We start from the raw sequence: 18,656 nt of genomic DNA on the forward strand, positions 1-18,656 counted from the left end.
TTAGTCACCCGTTGCGGATTCGATGCGGACGTTGTACTGGCTCAGGTCGGCGTCCCCGCCGAGTCGGCTCTCGAACCCGGAGACGACCTCCTCGGGCTCGAAGGGGTTGCCGTCGTACTTGAGCAGGCTGTACAGCTTCTCGCCGAAGCGACCGAGCTGACCCTGAACGTGACGGCGGAACTGCGCCGACGCGTTCATCTCCACGACGAGCGACTCGTCTACGTCTTCGAGGAACTGCGTCACCTCGTCCTTCGGGAACGGCATGATGTCGCTGACGTTCATCGCCTTGACCGAGTGACCGTCGTCGTTCAGGCGGTCCACGGCCTCCTCGATGACGCCCTTGGTCGAACCGAAGCTGAGGATGCCGTACTCGGCGTCTTCCGGCCCGTAGACGGGCTGGTGGTCGGCGTTCTCGGCCAACTCGTCGCGGATGGCGTCGAGCTTGCCCATCCGGCGGTTCATCTGGATGGTGCGGTTGTCGGCGTCCTCACTGATGTGGCCGACTTCGTTGTGTTCGTTACCCGACGCGAGGAAGTTCCCGCCCTTCTGGCCGGGAATCGACCGTCGGCTGACGCCGCCGAGGCCGCTCCCTTCTTCGTCGTCGTACATGTACCGCTTGAAGCGACCAGCCTCCTGCACTGCGTCTTCGAGGTCCTGCTCGGTCACGACGCTCCCGATGTCGGGGTTGGGCTCCTCGTCGAAGACCTCCTCGGGGACGGTCTGGTGGCCGCCCGAGAGCTTCTGGTCGTAGAGGACGATGGCCGGAATCTGGTACTCGTAGGCGATTTCGAAGGCCTTGCGAGTCTGCTCGTAACACTCCGCGGGGTCGCCCGGCGCGAAGACGACGCGGTTCGAGTCTCCCTGCGAGGTGTACAGGACGTGTTCGAGGTCGCCCTGCTCGGGCTTGGTCGGCATCCCCGTCGAGGGACCCGCGCGCATCGCTTCCACGAGGACGATGGGCGTCTCGGTAATCTCGGCGAGGCCGAGCGGTTCGGACATCAGCGCGAAGCCACCGCCCGACGAGCCGGACATCGCCTTCGCACCGGCGTGGCTCGCACCGATGGCGAGCGACGCCGCGGCGATTTCGTCCTCGACCTGCTCGGAGATGCCGCCCATGTCCGGCAGGTGCTGGGTCATGATGGTGAACACGTCGGTCCACGGGGTCATCGGATAACCCGAGATGAACCGACAGCCCTCGTCCAGCGAGCCGTAGGCGATGCCGTGCGAACCGGAGACGAGGACCTGCTCTTCGTCCTGCGTTCCCGTCGGAACTCGGATGTCGTGAGTGTGCTCGTAGTCCTCGTTGACCGACTCGTATGCCTCTTCGAGAATTTCGAGGTTGGCTTCCAGTACGTCGCCGCTCATCGCGTCGGACATCAGGCCCTCGATGTGTTCGAGGTCCATGTCCAGCAGCGCCGCGGTCGCGCCCACGCCCGCCGTGTTGCGCATGACCTCCCGGCCGTGTTCCTTGGCGAGACCCCGCAGGTCGAGGTCGTAGACGTGCCAGTCGTTCTCCTCGACGCGCTCGTCGAAGTTCTCGATTTCGCTGGCGTCGAGGAGTCCGGAGTCGTAGACGATGACGCCGCCCTCGCGGAGTTCGTCGAGGTTCTCCGAGAGGGGCTTTATCTCCTCGTTACCGTAGTAGGCTTCGTCCTGCGGGTTCCGAGCGAAGCTGTCGCCCAGCGCCAGCAGGAAGTTGTAGTTGTCTCCTCGGGACTTTACGGGCTCGTCTTTCGCCCGAATCTCTACGTACGTGTGGCCGCCGCGGATGCGCGACGGGTAGTGTCGGTGCGTGAAGACGTTCAGCCCCGAGCGCATCAGCGCCTTAGCGAAGTTCTGGCTCGTCGAGTCGATTCCGTCTCCGGAACCACCTGCGATTCGCCAGATGAGTTCGTCATCAGTCATATCTGTTGCTCACGGCCGTTAGGCCCAGTGGTTGAAAATAAATCGGGGAGTCAGTAAAGCCTTTGCTATAGATTAGCAAGGAATGTTCATGAGGGATTGGCGGTAATGGTGCCTTTCTGACCGATTTTCGTCCGCATGATTCGCAATACCGGTCGCCGGAGTACGCGACGAGAGGCTAATTCTATTCTGAATAGTGATACATAAGTTTATAAGAAAAAGAGAGGCAAACCGACCGCATGTCGAAGCCGACCTTGGTCGCTGTCGCCGTTCTCCTCGTCGTGACGACCACGGCCGCCGGAACGCTCGGTGCGGACGCCGTCTCCGTGACCGAATCGACTCCTTCGAACGAAGCGCCGCTCGCCGACGCGGGTCTCGACCAAGACGTGCGTCGCGGCGCGACCGTTCTCTTGGACGCCACGGGGTCGCGCGACCCCGACGGTCGCATCGAACGCTACGACTGGTCGATTCGAACTCCGTCCGGCGACGCGATTACCCCGGACTGTGCCGACTGCGCCCGGACGCGATTTACACCGACCGAGACCGGCCGCTATCGCGTCACGGTAACCGTCACCGACGACGACGGCGCGACGCGCTCGGACACGCTCTACGTGAACGTATCGCCCGGCGCGGCTCCGACAGTCTCCGTTTCGGGACCGACGAGTTCCACGACGGACTCCTCGGCGACCTACACCGCGACTCTCTCCGCCGGAGCGGCCGCGCTCGATTACGTCGTCTGGCGCGTCGCCGGGAATCGAATCGCCAACCACTCGCTCTCGCCCGGCCAGACGACCGACACCGTGTCGAAGTACTTCCCGACCGACGGGGAGCGTGAAGTAACCGCGACGGTCTACGACGCCGACGACCTGACGGCGACGAGTTCGCTCCCCGTCTCGGTCCAGTCGGAGTCGCCTTCGGAACGACCCGCAGAGCCGCCCTCCTCGAACACGAAGACTGCCGCCCGAAACTCACCGCACATCGTTGGCGACGAACTCCTCACCGGGTCGAGACCGTTCCGCGGTCGGTACGACGTTCGACTCGACGCTCCGAACGGTGCCGTCTCCTCGGTCGAGTGGCGGAGCAGTACTGGTCGGATCGGTAAGGGCCACTCGCTGAATCGGTCGTGGGAGCCGGGCGAACACGAACTCTACGCCGTCGTCACGTACGACGACGGTTCGACCAACGTCGCCACCTTCGCTGGCGGCACGACGACGGTTACCGTCGACTCGGAGCCGAGCGTGTCGTTCGAATCGCTCGACCGATACGGCTCGATTTCGGGGACTGTCGAGGGAATCGACGAGTACGATAACCTGAACGGACTTCGCGTCGAAGTAGATGGCGAAACAGTCGCCGTTGCCAGGGACGATCTGCGCAGCGGCTATCGTCGTGGTTTCGGTCGTCAGCGGACGCTGAAATTCTCTCACACCGAATTCACGCCCGGAGAGAAGTATACCGTCTCTGCCATTGCTACTGACAAACGAGGCCAGACTGCTCGGGTAAGCCGTGAAATCGTTCCGGTTGAGAAACCCGAGATTGTCCGATCCGAGTTCGTTAACGGGCCCGTTGACTCGTATCACGAACGTATTGATCCTAAGCGATACACTGCTCATCACGTCTTGGTGGTCAATTTGAACGGTGTAGACTCTAAAAGACTGGAGATTAATCTTAGACCAGAAGATAGACGTCTAAAAAGAATAAATACTAACGATTATAATTGGATACAGAAGAAAAACGGGGATAGACTCATCGTACATTCCTTTTGGGCAGGAGAAATACCAAGAATGTACGATATACTTATTGATTTGAATATACAAGCAAGTAGTGGAGAGGAATTCACAGGGACAAAAACGTCAAGCTCATTTGCAGCAACCCCGAGTAAACCAGAGCTTCGGCTAAATGTAATGAACGACGGAACGGAAAAGTACATCACTAGAGAACATGGCATCTTGGTGAATGCCTCTAGGTCGTTCGACCCAGACGGGACCGACCTCAAATACATTTGGAAGTACGGTGCAGAGCCGACGAAACCCGACAACACGACTGCCAAATTCCGTTCGTACGAGCGCGCCGCGAGTATCGTTGAGGATGGCTACGACCTGCAATCGAAGCGCAACTTCGATTTCCTCGACTACTTTACGCCGGATATCTCTGAAACGAGAGTTCTAACTGAAAAACCGTACGCGGACAAGGAGACTGTTCGAATCCGCGTCGCGACCGAACCCTATCACTTCTCGAAACAGACGTATTACGCGGACTTCTCGCTTGGAATCGCGGTATCGAACCCCGAAGCGAACGTCGTCGAGTGGAAGAGCGTCGAAGCGGAGCAAAGCGGACACTCGGACGCGACGGAGGACCCGTACCGCTACGTCGGAATAATTGAGATTCCGACCGAGGCACTTACTTCGGCTGCACGTTCCCCGACTGTAGCGGTCTACAACGAGGAGAACACCCGGAAAAGGAGCGAAACGAACCTCCCGACAATCGCTACTTCGGAGAGTAGCAAGTACTGGACCGACGTTACCGTCCGAAACCTCTCGTATCTAGTCGAGAAATCTCGAACGAGGAGAGTGACGGTCGATACGGAAGAGCGGCGAAACACGTATCTGAAAGAGGGATACGAAATCGAACAGACGAACGAAGAAACGAACTACGTTCTCGAAGAGCGGAGCAAAATAGCGGATGCAGAGTACGAAACCAAGACGCAGCGTTTCGACAGTCAGCGTCTTCGAAGGGTGTTCCTTAGTCACTCGAACGAATGGTACGCCTCCGGACGCTACCAGACGACGAAGACAAAGACGCAGAACGTATCGAAGTGGTATCCGGTTTCGGGAACGGGGCTCGAGAAGCAGTGGTCCGATTCGAGTCTGTGGAACGGTGAGCGAACCGGAAGCACCCGTGAGGTAAAGGTCGAACCGGCCGAGTACCGCACGCAGCACAAGTACCAATACGAAAACGAAATCGAGAAGACGAAGACGATAACGGTCTGGCGCACCGGGACTCGGTCGGTGACGAAATCCGGGACGCGAACGGTAGAGCGGTGTAGTCTCAAATTCGGCTGCCGAGAGGTCACCGAGAGGTACACTTACACGACAGAAGAGACCTACACGTACCGGACGAGAAAGACTCACACCTACACGATCACGAAGACCGAAAGCTACTGGGCGACTTCGAGATTCGACCCGGATCACACCTTCACCGGGAAAACACGCCGAACGAAGCTTTCGGACGCGGTCTACGAAACTCAGATCGAAGTCAAATACAGAACTCAGACGACCGAAACCGAGACCCACTACGAAGTAGCCCGTGACGTGAAGGTCCGAGAACCAGTCTACGAGTGGCAAGCGAAAACATCGACGATGGACCTCATGCTCGCGAGGAAGCAGGTTTCCGGCAGACCCGATTGGCGGATGACCGAAGAACGAACGACTACGTGGCTCCTCACTCGACAAGACGGAGCGACGACGCTGTGGACGCCGATTTACGAAACGAGAAGTGATGTCGTCAAGACGAAAGCAGTAGTCAGTGGGACAGTCGTCACTCGGTCTTACGACTCCGAATCGGGCAAGTTCGTTGAAGAAGAACGACCTTCCTCGAACGAGGTCGTATTCGAAGGTGTGAAAAGTAAAAATTACATAATAGATAGCATAACCAACGATGAGGAAACGGTCGACTGGTGTCTGGTAAAAGTCGCCTGCTCGTCATCCGGAGGGAGCAACCGAACATGAGATACGAATATGCCACCGTCGCTTTCGGCGTACTCCTCGTAGTCTGCACGCCGATTTCCGTAGGATTAGCCTCGCCAGAAGCGATAGGGGCCGGAAACGAGAATCGAGAAGTCAAATCCGCATCAAACACTGAGTACACAGTTTCGTTCGACGACGAAGATTCGATGGTTAAAGTCGTGACGGAAAATCCAACTAATGAACAGATTCGACTCGCCGGGTATGTCGTTACAGTTGACGGGAAACAAGTTCACGAAGCGGAATTAAATCTCTCCGAAGACGAGGAGCGGATACAAAATATCAACCTCACTAAAGGTATAAACGTCAATCGAGATAATCACACCGTTGTATTCTCGACATACGGAGCACACACCCAATTCAATTTCACGCGAAAAATCGACTCCGCAGACCCCGGACCGATTCCGACCCCGTACATCGCCGACGTAGAAGTCACAGAAGGAACAATCGAAGGCAAATCGTCCACGGTCGCCAACGTGACGCTCGTGAATCCATCGGAGCAGATCTACAGCACGAAACTCATGGTTCACACAGTCGGGACCGAGGGCAGTCTCTATCCCGCCTCGGTTCGTCCGGGGGATACCCGGACGATTACCGTCGAGTTGCTCGACGACCGAGGAGCGAAGGTCGCAGGCGAGGCGCGACTCTACACGGACAACCTGACCGATGCGGACAGCGGCATCGACCAAGTAGAGTTCGCTGGACAAGTCGGAACCGAGACGAGCGTCTGGAACGCGTCGTACGAACCCGTGCGACCGACGTGGATGCAGAACAACTACGAGTACCACAACGACAGCTACGCTCCCGGTCCCGCGACGAAGCTCAGCCGCGGGTACGAACTCGCCGGAATCCCAGTCATATATGTTCTCGTCGGCGTTGTGTTGGGACTGTTCGCGTTCCGGAAGTTCCGCTGAAGAGCCCTACGACTCTTTCGTGCGGATAATTTCGCGCATGTTCAGATAGATGTCCCGCGGTGTCGTCTCCTCGTCGGGGTCGTAGAGGTCGCTGACCCGGTAGAGGAGCGCGGCGACCATCCTGCTCTCGGAACTCTCGGCGCGGATGTCGTCGGCGATCTCCCGGAGCGTTTCGACGCGCTCCACGTCGCTCGTCGCTTCGTCGTCGGACATGGGTCAGCGTTGTTGGCGTCGTTTGATAACTCCGACGTTGTTGGCCACGTTCTCGGTCAGGACGCGGAAGGCGTCGCCCGTGTCGTCGTCCTCGTCCAACACGATGGGTTTGCCTTCGTCGCCGCCGGTCCGGACCGACGGGTCGATGGGGATGGAACCGAGGAACGGCATGTCGTTCTCCTCGGCGAACGCCGCGCCGCCGCCGCGGCCGAAGATGTCGTGTTCACCGCCACAGTCGGGGCACTTGAACGTGGACATGTTCTCCGCGATACCGAGGACCGACGTGTCGTGCTTACCGAACATGCGCAGGCCCTTGCGGGCGTCGTCGATGGCGACTTCTTGGGGCGTCGTCACGATGACCGCGCCCGTGACGGGGACGCTCTGGAGGAGCGTCAGTTGCGCGTCGCCGGTGCCCGGCGGGAGGTCCACGACCATGTAGTCGAGGTGGCCCCACTCTACGTCCTCCCAGAGTTGGGTGAGGACCTTGTGAACCATCGGACCGCGCCAGATGACGGGGTCGTCTTCGCCGACGAGGAAGGCCATGCTCATGAGTTTCACGCCGAACTGCTCGGGCGGAATCATGGTCTCTTCCTCGGTGGCCTTGGGCACCTCCTTGGCATCTACCATCCGGGGAACGTTCGGGCCGTAGATGTCCGCGTCGAAGAGACCGACGCGGGCACCCAGTTGGGAGAGACCGGCCGCGATGTTGACCGCGACCGTCGATTTGCCGACGCCGCCCTTGCCCGAGGCGACCGCGATGATGTTCTCGACGTTCGGGAGGACCTGCTCGTCGGTGGAGATATCGTCGTCCACGCGGGCCGAGAGGTCGGCGTCGAGACCGTGGTCGCTCAGGACCTCTCGGACCCGGTTTGCGATTTGAGTCTCGTGGGGCGAGTACGGCGCGCCCAGCGCCAGCGAGATGGTTGCGGTGTCTCCTTCGACCGAGAGGTCGTTGACGAGACCGAGCGAGACGATGTCGTCGCCGAGGTCCGGATCTTCGACCTCCCGGAGCAAGTCGCGTACCTCTGATGCGTCCATAGCCGGGGGTACGGTCCGAAGCGTCGATAAGCCTTGTCAACTTTCGAGTCGGACGCGACGCGATTGGTCGAGGGTCGAAACTGTCTCTGGCCCACCGAATACTTAATCCTCAGTGGGTCGTTTCGCGGTGTATGTCAGACCGCGAGACTGCTCCGGTCGGTGTCGGCGAGCGGTATTCGGTCGAAATCGAGGACCTCGGGAGCGAGGGCGACGGCGTGGCTCGCATCGAATCGTTCGTGGTGTTCGTCCCCGGCGCGGACCTCGGGGAACGGGTGGACATCCGAATCGAGGAGGTCGGCGGGAGCCACGCCGTCGCGTCGGTAGTCGACGAGTCGGAGTCCGCGGACGACGAACGAGCGTCTAGCGAGGAACCGTAGCCGGGAGAGAGACCCCGACGGAGGAAAATAGTAACCGAATTTGGTTACGAGACGCGGGGTTTCGACAGCGATTTTAAGGACCCGCACGCGAAAGGTCCGAACTATGTTGGAGGACGATTTCGGGCGCGAGGTCTCCGGGGTGCGGGTCTCGCTCACCGACCGGTGTAACTTCGACTGCGTCTACTGTCACAACGAGGGGCTGGGCGACACACGCGGGCCGATGGACCCGCAAGACGACGAGATGAGCGCAGACGAGGTAGTCCGGTTTCTGGAGGTCGCTCGCGAGTTCGGCGTCGAGAAGGTGAAGTTCACCGGAGGAGAACCGATGCTCCGCCAAGACCTCGAAGAGATAATTCGGCGGACGCCCGACGGGATGGAAGTCTCGATGACGACCAACGGAACCTTTCTACCGGGGCGCGCACCCGACCTCGTGGACGCCGGACTAGAGCGCGTGAACGTCTCCCAAGACGCGCTCGACCCCGAGGCCTTCGCGGAAGTCACCCAGAGCGGAGCCTACGACAAGGTCATCGAGGGCGTCGAGGCGGCGCTCGATGCCGGACTCGACCCGGTGAAGCTCAACATGGTCGTGTTCGAACACACGGCAGGCTACGTCGAGGAGATGGTCGAACACGTCGCCGAGAACGACGGGCTTCAACTCCAACTCATCCAGTACATGCCCGAACTCACGGGCAAGCCCGAGTGGAACATCGACATCCAGCGCGTCCACGACTGGCTGGCCGACATCGCCGACGAGGTCGAGACCCGCGAGATGCACCACCGGAATCGCTACTGGGTCGGCGGGACGGCCGACGACCCCGACGGCGGGATGGTCGAAATCGTGGACCCCGTCGAGAACCCGCAGTTCTGCGCGAACTGCCATCGCGTGCGCGTCACGCACGAAGGATACCTTAAGGGGTGTCTGAACCGAAACGACGACCTCCGGTCGATGGGCGAGATGACCCGCGACGAGATTCGAGCGACGTTCCGCGAGACGGTCGCCAACCGGGTCCCCTACTACGGCGAGTACATGGTTCAGGGCGACGACGGCGAGTGGGAGATCAACGACGAGTACGTCAACAACGTCGAAGTGTAGCCGTCCGCTCGCGTCCGGCCCGCGTCCTCCTCGACCAGTTTTTCTCGCACGGGCCTCCTCGAAGTGCTATCCTCTCGGTAGACTTCAACGTCCGGCCCGCACGCTTAACCGCGATTCCGACGAACCCCGAGACATGACCGAGCGCGAACTGGCCGAGCGACTGGGAGCGGCCGACGTGGGCGACCGCGTGAGAGTTGACCTCGCGGACGGTACCTCTTTCGAGGGACCGGCGAGTCCCATCGACTACGTGCCCGACGAGTCGCTCCGCGTCGAAGTCCGGCCCGAGGGCGGAACGACCGAACGGTACGAGTTGAGCGCCGATTACGACGGAGCGTGGAGTGACCTATCGGTCCGACACGTGGACATCGCCGACGGGGACGCGGAGTGGGAGTCGCTGGGGTCCGTCGAGCGCGTCGAGGTCCGGGGGGACGACGACGAGTGGGAGTGGGGTCCTTCGTAGCGACGGCGGAGCGAGAATCGCACCGCGAGCGTTCCAGCGAGGAGTGAGACGCCGGGACGAGGAGCCCGCGTTTCGTTGTATTTATATATGGCCGCCCAGTACGTTGAGTTGCAAACCTGTAGGGGCGCCGGGTCCCGAGTCCGAGAGGGCGACAGTGAATGCAAGCGTGTCGAGGTAGCCTAGTCTGGCCCACGGCGCAGGGTTGCTAACTCTGTGGCGTCAAGCCTCGAGGGTTCGAATCCCTCCCTCGACGCTTTCCAGTATCCAAACCATGAGTACGGAAGAACCACAGGAGGAAGACGAGGACCTCCGCTATTTCGTCCGCATCGGGCAAACCGACCTCGATGGGACGAAGTCCGTCGAACGATCCCTGAGCGAACTGAACGGGATCGGTCGCCGAGCGGCGCGGATCATCGCCGATAAATCCGGCGTAGACCGTACGGCGACGTTCGGACGCCTCGAAGACGACGAGATCGACTCGGTCGTCGAGGCCGTCGAGAACTTCGCCGACGAGGTCCCTGAATGGCTCGCGAACCACCGCAACGAGTACTTCTCCGGCGAGACGACCCACCAGACGGGCAACGATTTGAACATGACCCGTCGGCAGGACATCAACCGGATGAAGATGATCGACTCGTACAAGGGCGTCCGCCACAAGCGTGGCCAGAAAGTCCGCGGTCAGCGCACCCGTTCGACGGGGCGTACCGAGGGCACCATCGGCGTCAACGTCGAGGAGATCAAAGAAGAGCAGGCCGCCGAGGCCGAAGAAGAGGGTGGTGAAGAATAATGGCGCTCGGACAGAACACCAAGTTCTACGAGACGCCGAACCACCCGTATCAGGGCGAGCGTATCTCCGAGGAGCGCAGTCTCCTCGACCGCTACGGCCTGCAGAACAAAGAAGAACTCTGGCGCGCCCAGTCGAAGCTTCGTGGCTACCGCCGCGAGGCCCGGAACATCCTCGCGCAGCGAGCGCAGGGTGACACCGAGGCGATGGAAGGCGAAGAGTTCGTCACGGCGCTCCAGCGAATCGGCGTCCTCGACGAGGGCGACGAGCTGGACGACGTGCTGCTGCTGGACGTGACCGACGTGCTGGAGCGCCGTCTCCAGACGGTCGCCTACCGCAAGGGTCTGGGCAACACGCCGAATCAGGCCCGGCAGTTCGTCGTCCACGGACACGTCACCGTGGACGGCCAACGCGTGCAGGCTCCCTCGTACAAGGTCGAAGTGGCCGAGGAGTCCACGGTCCAGTTCGAGGAGAACAGTCCGCTGTCGGACGAACTCCACCCCGAACGAGCGGAGGGTAACGAATGAGCGCAAACGACGACGAGAAATGGGGCGTAGCCCACGTTCACGCATCGTTCAACAACACCATCATCACGGTCACCGACCTGACCGGTGCCGAGACCATCGCCAAGAGTAGTGGCGGGACGGTCGTCAAGCAGAACCGCGACGAGTCCTCGCCGTACGCCGCGATGCAGATGGCCGAGACGGTCGCGGAAGAGGTCAAGGCCGCTGGCATCGACGGCGTCCACGTCAACGTGCGCGGTCCCGGTGGCAATCTCCAGCAGAACCCCGGACCGGGCGCGCAGGCGACCATCCGCGCGCTCGCACGCGCCGGACTCGAAATCGGTCGCATCGAAGACGTGACCCCGATTCCCCACGACGGCACCCGTGCCCCCAAGGGCAAGAGTGGATTCTAACCCATGACAGAAGACTACGAGGTTGAGTTCATCGAACGAGGCGACCGCCAGTCGCGGTTCCTCGTTCGAGGCGTGACCCCGGCGTTCGCGAACGGGATTCGCCGCGCCATCGTCGCGGACGTGCCGACGCTGTCTATCGACACGGTCCGGATGGTCGAGAACTCGTCGGTGATGTTCGACGAGCAGATCGGTCTGCGGCTCGGTCTCGTCCCCCTCAGCACGCCGCTCGGCGAGTTCGAGGAGGGCGACACCGTCACGCTCAGCCTCGATGTCTCGGGTCCGGGGACCGCCTATTCGGGCGACCTCGTGAGTTCCGACGGGATGGTCCAACCGGCCGACGACAACGTCCCCATCATCGACCTGAAGGACGACCAACGGCTCGAACTCGAAGCCGACGCCGTCCTCTCGACGGGGAAGGACCACGCCAAACATCAGGGCGGCGTGGCCGTCGGCTACCGACACCTCCAGCGCGTGGAGGTCGTCGGCGACCGCGACGAGTACGACGAGGAGGAACAGACCCGAATCCTCCGCGGCGTCATCGAAGACGACGGCGAACTCGTCTCGACTGCGGAGTTCGACCACGACCTCACGAACCGGTACCCCGGCAAGGAGATCGAGGTCCACGACGTGGACAACGCGTTCGTCTTCCACGTCGAGACCGACGGGTCGCTGTCCATCGACGAACTCGTGACGGAAGCGGCCGCTTCGATTAGCGACCGCGCGGACGAACTCGAAGAAGCTGTACAACTGTAGAACCATGCAAGGCACTTCAGACCACCGTTCGGTGTTCTCCCGTCCCGGCAAGCGACGCAATCGCAAGCCGGGAGCGCGATTCGGAAGTCAGACCGAAAGTGGTTTGAAGGGCCACCCACAACACACTGTTGCCCGCGACGGGCTGCACGTGTGTTCTACGTGCAGGGATAGCCAAGTCAGGCCAACGGCGCAGCGTTCAGGGCGCTGTCTCGTAGGAGTCCGCAGGTTCAAATCCTGCTCCCTGCACTGCAATTTTCATTCCCATCAGGAGGAAGTATTATGAGCAAGACGAATCCGAGGCTCACTAGTCTCATCGCTGATCTGAAGTCGGAGTCCCGCGATTCGGACGCCGACGTGTGGAGTACTGTCGCGGACCGCCTCGAGAAGCCCCGGAGCACTTACGCGGAAGTCAACCTCGGTCGCATCGAGCGATACGCCGAGGAGGACGAGACCGTCATCGTGCCCGGCAAGGTTCTCGGGAGTGGAGTCCTGCAGAAGACCGTCACCGTCGCCGCCGTGGACTTCTCGTCCACCGCGGAGACGAAGATTCAGCAAGCAGACGGTGAGGCTCTCGAACTCGAACAGGCGATAGAACAGAACCCCGAGGGCTCGAACGTACGGGTGATCCGATGAGTCTCGCAGAATTCGACGCAGATGTCGTAGTGGACGCCCGCGACTGCATCCTCGGTCGCGTGGCGAGTCAGGTCGCACAGCGTGCCCTCGACGGCGAGCGCGTCGCGGTGGTCAACGCCGAGGACGCGGTCATCACGGGTAGCGAAGAAGACGTGATGGCGAAGTACGAGAAGCGCGCCGAGTTGGGTTCGGACAGCGGTCCGTACTACCCCAAGCGCCCCGACATGATCTTCAAGCGGACCATCCGCGGGATGGTCCCCTACAAGCAAGACCGCGGTCGGGAAGCCTTCGAGAACGTCCGCGTCTACGTGGGCAACCCCCACGACGATGACGGAGAGGTTCTTGAGGGCACCTCGCTGGACCGACTCTCGAACATTCGATTCGTCCAGTTGGGCGAAATCAGCAAGAATCTGGGTGCTAACGTCACATGGTAACCAACACGAGTGGCAAGAAGAAGACGGCCATCGCCCGCGCCACCGTCACGGAAGGCGAGGGGCGAGTGCGAATCAACTCCCAGCCGGTCGAGCTGGTCGAACCGGAGACGGCGCAACTGAAGATGCTGGAACCGTTCCGCATCGCTGGCGACGAACTGCGCGACGGCGTGGACTTGGAAGTCTCGGTGCAGGGCGGCGGCATCAGCGGACAGGCCGACGCGGTCCGCACCGCCATCGCGCGCGGTCTGGTGCAGTACACCAACGACGCCGAGTTGCGAGACGCGTTCATCGAGTTCGACCGGTCGCTGCTGGTCAACGACTCGCGGCGTTCCGAACCCAAGAAGTGGGGCGGCCCCGGCGCTCGCGCCCGCTACCAGAAATCCTACCGCTAATCACCATGACAGGAAACCCGCGGTCCACGACGGAGACACGTTAACCCATGATGGTACCAGTCCGCTGTTTCACGTGCGGTAAGGTCGTCGGGGAGTACTGGGAGGAGTTCAAAGCACGGTCGGCGACGAAAGAGGGTGACGAGGACCCGGAGAAGGTCCTCGACGAACTCGGCGTCGAGCGACAGTGCTGTCGTCGGATGCTCGTCTCGCACAAGGACCTCGTCGATATCGTCGCTCCCTACCAGTAATGGCTCAGCAACGCTACTCCCGCTACGAGAAGGCTCGCATCATCGGGGCGCGCGCCCTGCAAGTGTCGTACGGCGCGCCCGTGCTGACCGACACCGAGGAGACCGAGCCGATACTCATCGCGGCCGACGAGTACGACGCTGGCGTCCTGCCGTTCACCGTCCGACGAGGTGAGAAATGACGCTCGTCAGCGAGGTCCGTCTGCGACAGATTCTCGACTCCCGAGGTAATCGGACCGTCGAGGCCGATGTCGTCACCGAGAGCGGTGGCTTCGGCCGCGCGGCGGCCCCGAGCGGCGCTTCGACCGGCGAGTACGAGGCCATCGAACTCGACCCGAGCGAAGCCATCGCCAGCGCCCGCGAACACGCCGTTCCGCGGCTGGAGGGCAAGGTCTTCGTCGGCGACCAGCGCGACGTGGACCGCACGCTTCGCGCGGCCGACGGCACGGACGACTTCTCGGAAATCGGTGCGAACAGTGCGGTCGCCATCAGCATGGCCGCCTCGAAGGCCGCGGCCGACGTGACCGGCGCACCGCTCTACCAGCACCTCGGCGGCGCGTTCCGGGGCGAACAGTTCCCGACGCCGCTCGGTAACGTCATCGGCGGTGGCGAACACGCCGCGGACGCGACCGCGATTCAGGAGTTCCTCGCGGCACCCGTCGGCGCGCCCAACGTCCAAGACGCGGTGTTCGCCAACGCGGCGGTCCACCAGGAGGTCCACGACCTGCTGGCCGAGCGCGACATCGCCGCCGGAAAAGGCGACGAAGGCGCGTGGGCACCCTCTATCGAGGACGACGAGGCGTTCGAGCTGATGGCCGAGGCGACCGACGCGGTGTCGGACGAGTTCGGCTTCGACATCAAGTTCGGTCTCGACGTGGCCGGTGCGGAGATGTACGACGACGACGAGGACGAGTACGTCTACCGCGAGACGACTCGCTCGACCGACGAGCAGATCGAGTACATCGCCGACCTCGTGGACGAGTACGACCTCGCGTACGTCGAGGACCCCCTCGACGAGGACGACTACTCGGGCTTCGCCGAACTGACCGAGAAAGTCGGCGACCGGACGCTCGTCTGCGGCGACGACTTGTTCGTCACCAACGTCGAGCGACTGGAGACCGGCATCGAGCAGGACGCTGGCAACTCCATCTTGGTCAAGCCCAACCAGATCGGCACCCTCAGCGACGCCGTGGACGCCGTGGAACTCGCGGTCGAGAACGGCTACCAGCCGGTCATCTCCCACCGGAGCGGAGAGACCGAGGACACGACCATCGCACACCTCGCCGTGGCGACCGGTGCCCCGTACATCAAGACGGGCGCGGTCGGCGGCGAGCGAACCGCCAAGCTCAACGAACTCATTCGTATCGAGCAAAACGTATCACGACTATGAGCGAAAACGACCCCGAACAGGTAGACGACGAAGGCCTCGACGCCGCGGAATCGGAGATCGACCCCGAACCCGAGGGCGAATCCGGTGCGGAACCGTCGGTCGAACCCGACGAGGACGTTGCGGCCGAGGCTGACGACGACGAAACGACCGAAGACGAGGGACCGAACCTCGACGAGAACGTCATGGAGAACCAAGAGGAGGCCGACCTCCTCATCCCCGTTGAGGATTATCTGGGCGCTGGCGTCCACATCGGGACCCAGCAGAAGACCCAAGACATGGAGCGGTTCATCCACCGCGTCCGGACCGACGGACTGTACGTCCTCGACGTGTCGAAGACCGACGGCCGTATCCGCACGGCCGCGGACTTCCTGTCGAACTACAGTCCCGAGCAAATTCTGGTCACCTCCTCGCGCCAGTACGGCCGCTTCCCCGCCGAGAAGTTCGCGGACGCGGTCGGCGCGCGCGCCCGAACCGGCCGGTTCATCCCCGGCACGCTGACCAACCCCAAGTACGACGGCTACATCGAGCCGGACGTGCTGGTCGTCACCGACCCCATCGGCGACGCCCAAGCGGTCAAGGAGGCCATCACGGTGGGCATCCCGGTCATCGCGATGTGCGACTCCAACAACAACACCAGCAACGTGGACCTCGTGGTCCCGACGAACAACAAGGGTCGCAAGGCGCTGTCGGTCGTCTACTGGCTGCTGGCCAACGAGACGCTCGACCGCCGCGGAGCCGAACCCGCCTACTCGCTCGACGACTTCGAGAGCGAGATTTAAGTTCGCTGGATTTTCACGCTTTCCGTTCGCGAGACGGGCTTTTCTGCCGACCATCGTCCCAAGAGCGCCACGCTATCCGTCCTCGCGTTCGGCCAGTGCGCCGCTATCGCTCTCGGGGGTCCATCACGTAGTAGACTACCGTGAGTGCGAAACCGGCTCCAAACGCACCGGCGACTGCGAACTCACCGAGGAGACCGCCGACGAGCATGTACGTGACGAAGGCGACGAGGCCCGTCACGACCGCGTACGTGGCCCGCGAGAGACTCCTCGTCCACCCGTCGAGTCGCCGATACCAGCGTCGTAACCGAGTCACGTGCCGTCGTACGGACGGCGCGTGCTTAGTTCTGCGGTGATGCAATCGACAATCGAACCGGTGGTCGATGCGAGTCTCGGAAAAGAGATTCGACGGAAACGAGGAGAACGACTACTCTTCGAGGCAGTCTTCGAGCGGGTCGATAATATCGTCGGCGACCGAGTAGGGGTCGGTCTCGCGTTCGAGGACCTGCTGGGCGAACGCCTCGATGCCGCCCCGGCGCTCGATTTCGTCCTCCAACAGCGTCCCCACGTCGTCGCGCAGGAGATTGCGAATCTCCTCGGCGTAGCGCATCCGGGCCTTCTCTTCGAGGAGTCCCGACGCGTCGAGGTAGTCGGCGTGGTCCGCGAGCGTCCCGACTAACTCCTCGACGCCCTCGCCGTCCTTGGCGACGGTCTCCACGATTTGAGGTTCCCAGCTCTGGGTCTCCTCGTCGCTCTCGCCATCGTCGTCGGACTCCGCGTCGGTGTCCGCGCCGTGACCGCTGGTCGCGCCAGCGCCGTGGTGGCCGGTCGCGAGGCTGGCGGTGTTGTCCTGTTGCATGTGGACCATCTCGCGCAACTCTTGGACCGTGCGGTCCGCGCCGTCGAGGTCGGCTTTGTTGACGACGAACACGTCGGCGATTTCGAGGATGCCCGCCTTGAGCATCTGCACGTCGTCGCCGCTCCCCGGCGGGACCAGCACCGCGACCGTGTCTGCGGACTTCACGATGTCTATCTCGTTCTGGCCAGCGCCGACCGTCTCGATGATGATCTTGTCCTTGCCGAACGCGTCGAGGGCCTTCACCGCGTCCGTGGTCGCGGTCGAGAGGCCGCCGAGCGTCCCGCGGGCGGACATCGACCGGAAGAACACGTCCATGTCACCGACGTTGCTCGCCATCCTGATGCGGTCTCCGAGGACCGCGCCCCCCGTGAACGGCGACGAGGGGTCGACCGCGATGACGCCGACCGTCTCGCCGCGCTCGCGGTAGTAGTTGGCCATCTTGTCCACGAGCGTCGATTTGCCAGCGCCGGGGCTTCCGGTGATGCCGATTACCTCGGCGTCGCCGGTGTGCTGGTGAAGCCGGGAGACGAGGTTTCGATAGCCCGGCGCGCGGTTCTCGATTTTGGTGATGGTGCGGGCCAGCGCGCGGTGTTTGCCCGCCAGTAACTCCTCGACTAGCTCGGCGTGGTCGGGTTCGGCGCTCATCGCTCGGGAGCGTTCTCGCGGACGAACTCGATGGTCTCCTCCATCGGCGTGCCGGGACCGAACACCTCGGCGACGCCCAACTCCTTGAGTTCCGCTTTGTCGTCGTCGGGCACGACTCCGCCGACGAGGACGAGGGTGTCCTCGAAGGCGTCGTACTCTTTCAGCCCCTCGATAATCTTGGGGACGAGGGTGTTGTGGGCGCCCGAGAGGATGGAGATACCGAGGACGTTCACGTCCTCTTGGACCGCGGCCTGTACGATTTCGTCGGGGGCGTTGTGGAGCCCCGAGTAGATGACCTCGAATCCGGCGTCGCGGAACGCCCGCGCGATGACGTGCGCGCCGCGGTCGTGACCGTCGAGTCCGACTTTGGCGACGAGACAGCGAATCGACTGCTGTTCCGAATCTGCGCTCATGGGTGTCAATTCTTGCCGTCAGACTTTGACCCTTACGGAAACCTCACTGAAAGTTCATTTGGGTTCGTGAAAGCGTGGTTGTCGCCGTGGGCGGAACCGTCGTCCGAAACGGATACGGCGCGAATTCCCATGTCGGTCGCGGTGCCGTGCGGCGACTCCTGTTTGTCGGCGAGAGTCCGCCGTGCGGCCGCAGTGGTGAGTAGTGGCACCCGTTTACGCTTCGGTCGTAGAATCTCGGCGACGTTCGAACTCTTCGAGACCGATACACCGACCGCTACCCGGTCGGACGCGAAAGAAAAATCCAGTGCTGAATCGAGATGCCGATTTAACCGAAGAGTTCGCCGAGGCCTTCGCCGTCTGCCTCGTCGTCGTCGTCGCCGCCTTCGTCTGCGTCGGCCTCTTCCTCTTCGTCGTCGTCGCCGCCTTCCTCGTCGGCGGACTCCTCGTCGGCACCGCCCTCTGCGGCAGCGCCGCCCGCGGCGGCTCCGCCAGCGGGCACGGCCGCGGCCTGCTCGACGGCGTCGTCGATGTCGACATCCTCGAGCGCGGCGACGAGCGCCTTGACGCGGGACTCCTCGACATCGACGCCAGCGGCGTCGAGTACGTTAGTGAGGTTCTCTTCGTTGATCTCTTCGCCCGATTCGTTCAGGATGAGTGCAGCGTAAACGTATTCCATTGT

At 62.2% G+C, this 18,656-nt stretch carries 22 protein-coding genes, 2 tRNA genes and 1 pseudogene; 18 read left to right on the top strand and 7 right to left on the bottom strand.

Annotated features, from left to right (window positions below; all coding sequences use genetic code 11):
• Positions 1 to 1,905, bottom strand: coding sequence for a 2-oxoacid:acceptor oxidoreductase subunit alpha (locus EPL00_RS05385; RefSeq protein ID WP_135851463.1), 1,905 nt, complete (start codon positions 1,903 to 1,905; stop codon positions 1 to 3).
• A gap of 236 nt (positions 1,906 to 2,141) precedes the next feature.
• On the opposite strand from EPL00_RS05385, the gene EPL00_RS05390 reads away from it, so the two are divergent.
• The gene (locus EPL00_RS05390) at positions 2,142 to 5,627 is read left to right on the top strand and encodes a PKD domain-containing protein (protein ID WP_135851462.1); all 3,486 of its coding nucleotides are present in this window, start codon (positions 2,142 to 2,144) and stop codon (positions 5,625 to 5,627) included.
• The gene (locus EPL00_RS23765; RefSeq protein WP_238398124.1) at positions 5,624 to 6,556 is read left to right on the top strand and encodes a hypothetical protein; all 933 of its coding nucleotides are present in this window, start codon (positions 5,624 to 5,626) and stop codon (positions 6,554 to 6,556) included. Before EPL00_RS05390 ends, EPL00_RS23765 begins: the two co-directional genes overlap by 4 nt.
• A gap of 6 nt (positions 6,557 to 6,562) precedes the next feature.
• Here EPL00_RS23765 and EPL00_RS05400 read toward each other — a convergent pair.
• Positions 6,563 to 6,745, bottom strand: a pseudogene (locus tag EPL00_RS05400) (hypothetical protein); the annotation flags it as partial.
• 27 nt (positions 6,746 to 6,772) lie between these two features.
• Complete coding sequence (locus tag EPL00_RS05405; protein ID WP_135851460.1) at positions 6,773 to 7,807, bottom strand: Mrp/NBP35 family ATP-binding protein; 1,035 nt, start codon at positions 7,805 to 7,807, stop codon at positions 6,773 to 6,775.
• A gap of 131 nt (positions 7,808 to 7,938) precedes the next feature.
• On the opposite strand from EPL00_RS05405, the gene EPL00_RS05410 reads away from it, so the two are divergent.
• From EPL00_RS05410 to rpsB, 16 genes are all read left to right on the top strand, one after another.
• Positions 7,939 to 8,184 carry a TRAM domain-containing protein gene (locus EPL00_RS05410; RefSeq protein ID WP_135851459.1) on the top strand — a complete coding sequence of 82 codons (246 nt, stop codon included), beginning with the start codon at positions 7,939 to 7,941 and terminating at the stop codon, positions 8,182 to 8,184.
• Positions 8,185 to 8,287: 103 nt separating this feature from the next.
• Positions 8,288 to 9,277, top strand: a complete 990-nt coding sequence (gene moaA, locus EPL00_RS05415) for a GTP 3',8-cyclase MoaA (protein WP_135851458.1) — start codon at positions 8,288 to 8,290, stop codon at positions 9,275 to 9,277.
• A 133-nt stretch (positions 9,278 to 9,410) separates the two neighbouring features.
• Positions 9,411 to 9,737 (top strand): hypothetical protein, encoded by a 327-nt coding sequence (locus tag EPL00_RS05420; protein WP_135851457.1) that lies wholly within the window; start codon positions 9,411 to 9,413, stop codon positions 9,735 to 9,737.
• Positions 9,738 to 9,905: 168 nt separating this feature from the next.
• Positions 9,906 to 9,990: transfer RNA gene (locus EPL00_RS05425), tRNA-Ser, on the top strand.
• 18 nt (positions 9,991 to 10,008) lie between these two features.
• Positions 10,009 to 10,524, top strand: a complete 516-nt coding sequence (locus tag EPL00_RS05430) for a 30S ribosomal protein S13 (protein ID WP_135851456.1) — start codon at positions 10,009 to 10,011, stop codon at positions 10,522 to 10,524.
• A complete protein-coding gene (locus EPL00_RS05435) occupies positions 10,524 to 11,048 on the top strand; it encodes a 30S ribosomal protein S4 (protein ID WP_135851455.1) in 525 nt (174 codons plus the stop codon). The genes EPL00_RS05430 and EPL00_RS05435 overlap by 1 nt, the downstream gene beginning before the upstream one ends.
• On the top strand, positions 11,045 to 11,437 hold the full coding sequence (locus tag EPL00_RS05440) for a 30S ribosomal protein S11 (protein WP_128477869.1): 393 nt from the start codon (positions 11,045 to 11,047) through the stop codon (positions 11,435 to 11,437). The genes EPL00_RS05435 and EPL00_RS05440 overlap by 4 nt, the downstream gene beginning before the upstream one ends.
• Positions 11,438 to 11,440: 3 nt before the next feature.
• Complete coding sequence (locus tag EPL00_RS05445) at positions 11,441 to 12,190, top strand: DNA-directed RNA polymerase subunit D (RefSeq protein WP_135851454.1); 750 nt, start codon at positions 11,441 to 11,443, stop codon at positions 12,188 to 12,190.
• A 161-nt stretch (positions 12,191 to 12,351) separates the two neighbouring features.
• A tRNA-Leu gene (locus tag EPL00_RS05450) sits at positions 12,352 to 12,436 on the top strand.
• Positions 12,437 to 12,469: 33 nt separating this feature from the next.
• On the top strand, positions 12,470 to 12,823 hold the full coding sequence (locus tag EPL00_RS05455; protein WP_135851453.1) for a 50S ribosomal protein L18e: 354 nt from the start codon (positions 12,470 to 12,472) through the stop codon (positions 12,821 to 12,823).
• Positions 12,820 to 13,257, top strand: coding sequence for a 50S ribosomal protein L13 (locus EPL00_RS05460; RefSeq protein WP_135851452.1), 438 nt, complete (start codon positions 12,820 to 12,822; stop codon positions 13,255 to 13,257). Before EPL00_RS05455 ends, EPL00_RS05460 begins: the two co-directional genes overlap by 4 nt.
• Complete coding sequence (locus EPL00_RS05465; protein ID WP_135851451.1) at positions 13,251 to 13,649, top strand: 30S ribosomal protein S9; 399 nt, start codon at positions 13,251 to 13,253, stop codon at positions 13,647 to 13,649. The genes EPL00_RS05460 and EPL00_RS05465 overlap by 7 nt, the downstream gene beginning before the upstream one ends.
• Positions 13,650 to 13,696: 47 nt before the next feature.
• Positions 13,697 to 13,897 carry a DNA-directed RNA polymerase subunit N gene (locus tag EPL00_RS05470; protein WP_115795493.1) on the top strand — a complete coding sequence of 67 codons (201 nt, stop codon included), beginning with the start codon at positions 13,697 to 13,699 and terminating at the stop codon, positions 13,895 to 13,897.
• Complete coding sequence (locus EPL00_RS05475; protein WP_128477864.1) at positions 13,897 to 14,076, top strand: DNA-directed RNA polymerase subunit K; 180 nt, start codon at positions 13,897 to 13,899, stop codon at positions 14,074 to 14,076. Before EPL00_RS05470 ends, EPL00_RS05475 begins: the two co-directional genes overlap by 1 nt.
• Positions 14,073 to 15,284, top strand: a complete 1,212-nt coding sequence (gene eno / locus EPL00_RS05480) for a phosphopyruvate hydratase (RefSeq protein ID WP_135851450.1) — start codon at positions 14,073 to 14,075, stop codon at positions 15,282 to 15,284. The genes EPL00_RS05475 and eno overlap by 4 nt, the downstream gene beginning before the upstream one ends.
• A complete protein-coding gene (gene rpsB, locus EPL00_RS05485) occupies positions 15,281 to 16,063 on the top strand; it encodes a 30S ribosomal protein S2 (protein WP_135851449.1) in 783 nt (260 codons plus the stop codon). The genes eno and rpsB overlap by 4 nt, the downstream gene beginning before the upstream one ends.
• Positions 16,064 to 16,166: 103 nt before the next feature.
• Here rpsB and EPL00_RS05490 read toward each other — a convergent pair whose 3' ends face one another.
• The 4 genes from EPL00_RS05490 to rpl12p form a co-directional block, all read right to left on the bottom strand.
• Positions 16,167 to 16,376 (bottom strand): translin family protein, encoded by a 210-nt coding sequence (locus tag EPL00_RS05490; RefSeq protein ID WP_135851448.1) that lies wholly within the window; start codon positions 16,374 to 16,376, stop codon positions 16,167 to 16,169.
• 111 nt (positions 16,377 to 16,487) lie between these two features.
• The gene (gene meaB / locus EPL00_RS05495) at positions 16,488 to 17,564 is read right to left on the bottom strand and encodes a methylmalonyl Co-A mutase-associated GTPase MeaB (protein ID WP_135851447.1); all 1,077 of its coding nucleotides are present in this window, start codon (positions 17,562 to 17,564) and stop codon (positions 16,488 to 16,490) included.
• Positions 17,561 to 17,977, bottom strand: coding sequence for a cobalamin B12-binding domain-containing protein (locus EPL00_RS05500; protein WP_135851446.1), 417 nt, complete (start codon positions 17,975 to 17,977; stop codon positions 17,561 to 17,563). Before EPL00_RS05500 ends, meaB begins: the two co-directional genes overlap by 4 nt.
• A 325-nt stretch (positions 17,978 to 18,302) precedes the next feature.
• Entirely contained in the window at positions 18,303 to 18,653 is a 351-nt protein-coding gene (gene rpl12p / locus EPL00_RS05505; protein ID WP_135851445.1) for a 50S ribosomal protein P1, read from the bottom strand.
• Between the last annotated feature and the right edge of the window lie 3 nt (positions 18,654 to 18,656).

The organism is Halorussus salinus (genome assembly GCF_004765815.2).
Taxonomy (GTDB): Archaea; Halobacteriota; Halobacteria; order Halobacteriales; family Haladaptataceae; genus Halorussus; species Halorussus salinus.

Bases quoted from the DNA above. Each gene is read 5' to 3' on its own strand.
- EPL00_RS05385 (WP_135851463.1), bottom strand. From the start codon at position 1,905: ATGACTGATGACGAACTCATCTGGCGAATCGCAGGTGGTTCCGGAGAC.
- EPL00_RS05390 (WP_135851462.1), top strand. From the start codon at position 2,142: ATGTCGAAGCCGACCTTGGTCGCTGTCGCCGTTCTCCTCGTCGTGACG.
- EPL00_RS23765 (WP_238398124.1), top strand. From the start codon at position 5,624: ATGAGATACGAATATGCCACCGTCGCTTTCGGCGTACTCCTCGTAGTC.
- EPL00_RS05405 (WP_135851460.1), bottom strand. From the start codon at position 7,807: ATGGACGCATCAGAGGTACGCGACTTGCTCCGGGAGGTCGAAGATCCG.
- EPL00_RS05410 (WP_135851459.1), top strand. From the start codon at position 7,939: ATGTCAGACCGCGAGACTGCTCCGGTCGGTGTCGGCGAGCGGTATTCG.
- moaA (WP_135851458.1), top strand. From the start codon at position 8,288: ATGTTGGAGGACGATTTCGGGCGCGAGGTCTCCGGGGTGCGGGTCTCG.
- EPL00_RS05420 (WP_135851457.1), top strand. From the start codon at position 9,411: ATGACCGAGCGCGAACTGGCCGAGCGACTGGGAGCGGCCGACGTGGGC.
- EPL00_RS05430 (WP_135851456.1), top strand. From the start codon at position 10,009: ATGAGTACGGAAGAACCACAGGAGGAAGACGAGGACCTCCGCTATTTC.
- EPL00_RS05435 (WP_135851455.1), top strand. From the start codon at position 10,524: ATGGCGCTCGGACAGAACACCAAGTTCTACGAGACGCCGAACCACCCG.
- EPL00_RS05440 (WP_128477869.1), top strand. From the start codon at position 11,045: ATGAGCGCAAACGACGACGAGAAATGGGGCGTAGCCCACGTTCACGCA.
- EPL00_RS05445 (WP_135851454.1), top strand. From the start codon at position 11,441: ATGACAGAAGACTACGAGGTTGAGTTCATCGAACGAGGCGACCGCCAG.
- EPL00_RS05455 (WP_135851453.1), top strand. From the start codon at position 12,470: ATGAGCAAGACGAATCCGAGGCTCACTAGTCTCATCGCTGATCTGAAG.
- EPL00_RS05460 (WP_135851452.1), top strand. From the start codon at position 12,820: ATGAGTCTCGCAGAATTCGACGCAGATGTCGTAGTGGACGCCCGCGAC.
- EPL00_RS05465 (WP_135851451.1), top strand. From the start codon at position 13,251: ATGGTAACCAACACGAGTGGCAAGAAGAAGACGGCCATCGCCCGCGCC.
- EPL00_RS05470 (WP_115795493.1), top strand. From the start codon at position 13,697: ATGATGGTACCAGTCCGCTGTTTCACGTGCGGTAAGGTCGTCGGGGAG.
- EPL00_RS05475 (WP_128477864.1), top strand. From the start codon at position 13,897: ATGGCTCAGCAACGCTACTCCCGCTACGAGAAGGCTCGCATCATCGGG.
- eno (WP_135851450.1), top strand. From the start codon at position 14,073: ATGACGCTCGTCAGCGAGGTCCGTCTGCGACAGATTCTCGACTCCCGA.
- rpsB (WP_135851449.1), top strand. From the start codon at position 15,281: ATGAGCGAAAACGACCCCGAACAGGTAGACGACGAAGGCCTCGACGCC.
- meaB (WP_135851447.1), bottom strand. From the start codon at position 17,564: ATGAGCGCCGAACCCGACCACGCCGAGCTAGTCGAGGAGTTACTGGCG.
- EPL00_RS05500 (WP_135851446.1), bottom strand. From the start codon at position 17,977: ATGAGCGCAGATTCGGAACAGCAGTCGATTCGCTGTCTCGTCGCCAAA.
- rpl12p (WP_135851445.1), bottom strand. From the start codon at position 18,653: ATGGAATACGTTTACGCTGCACTCATCCTGAACGAATCGGGCGAAGAG.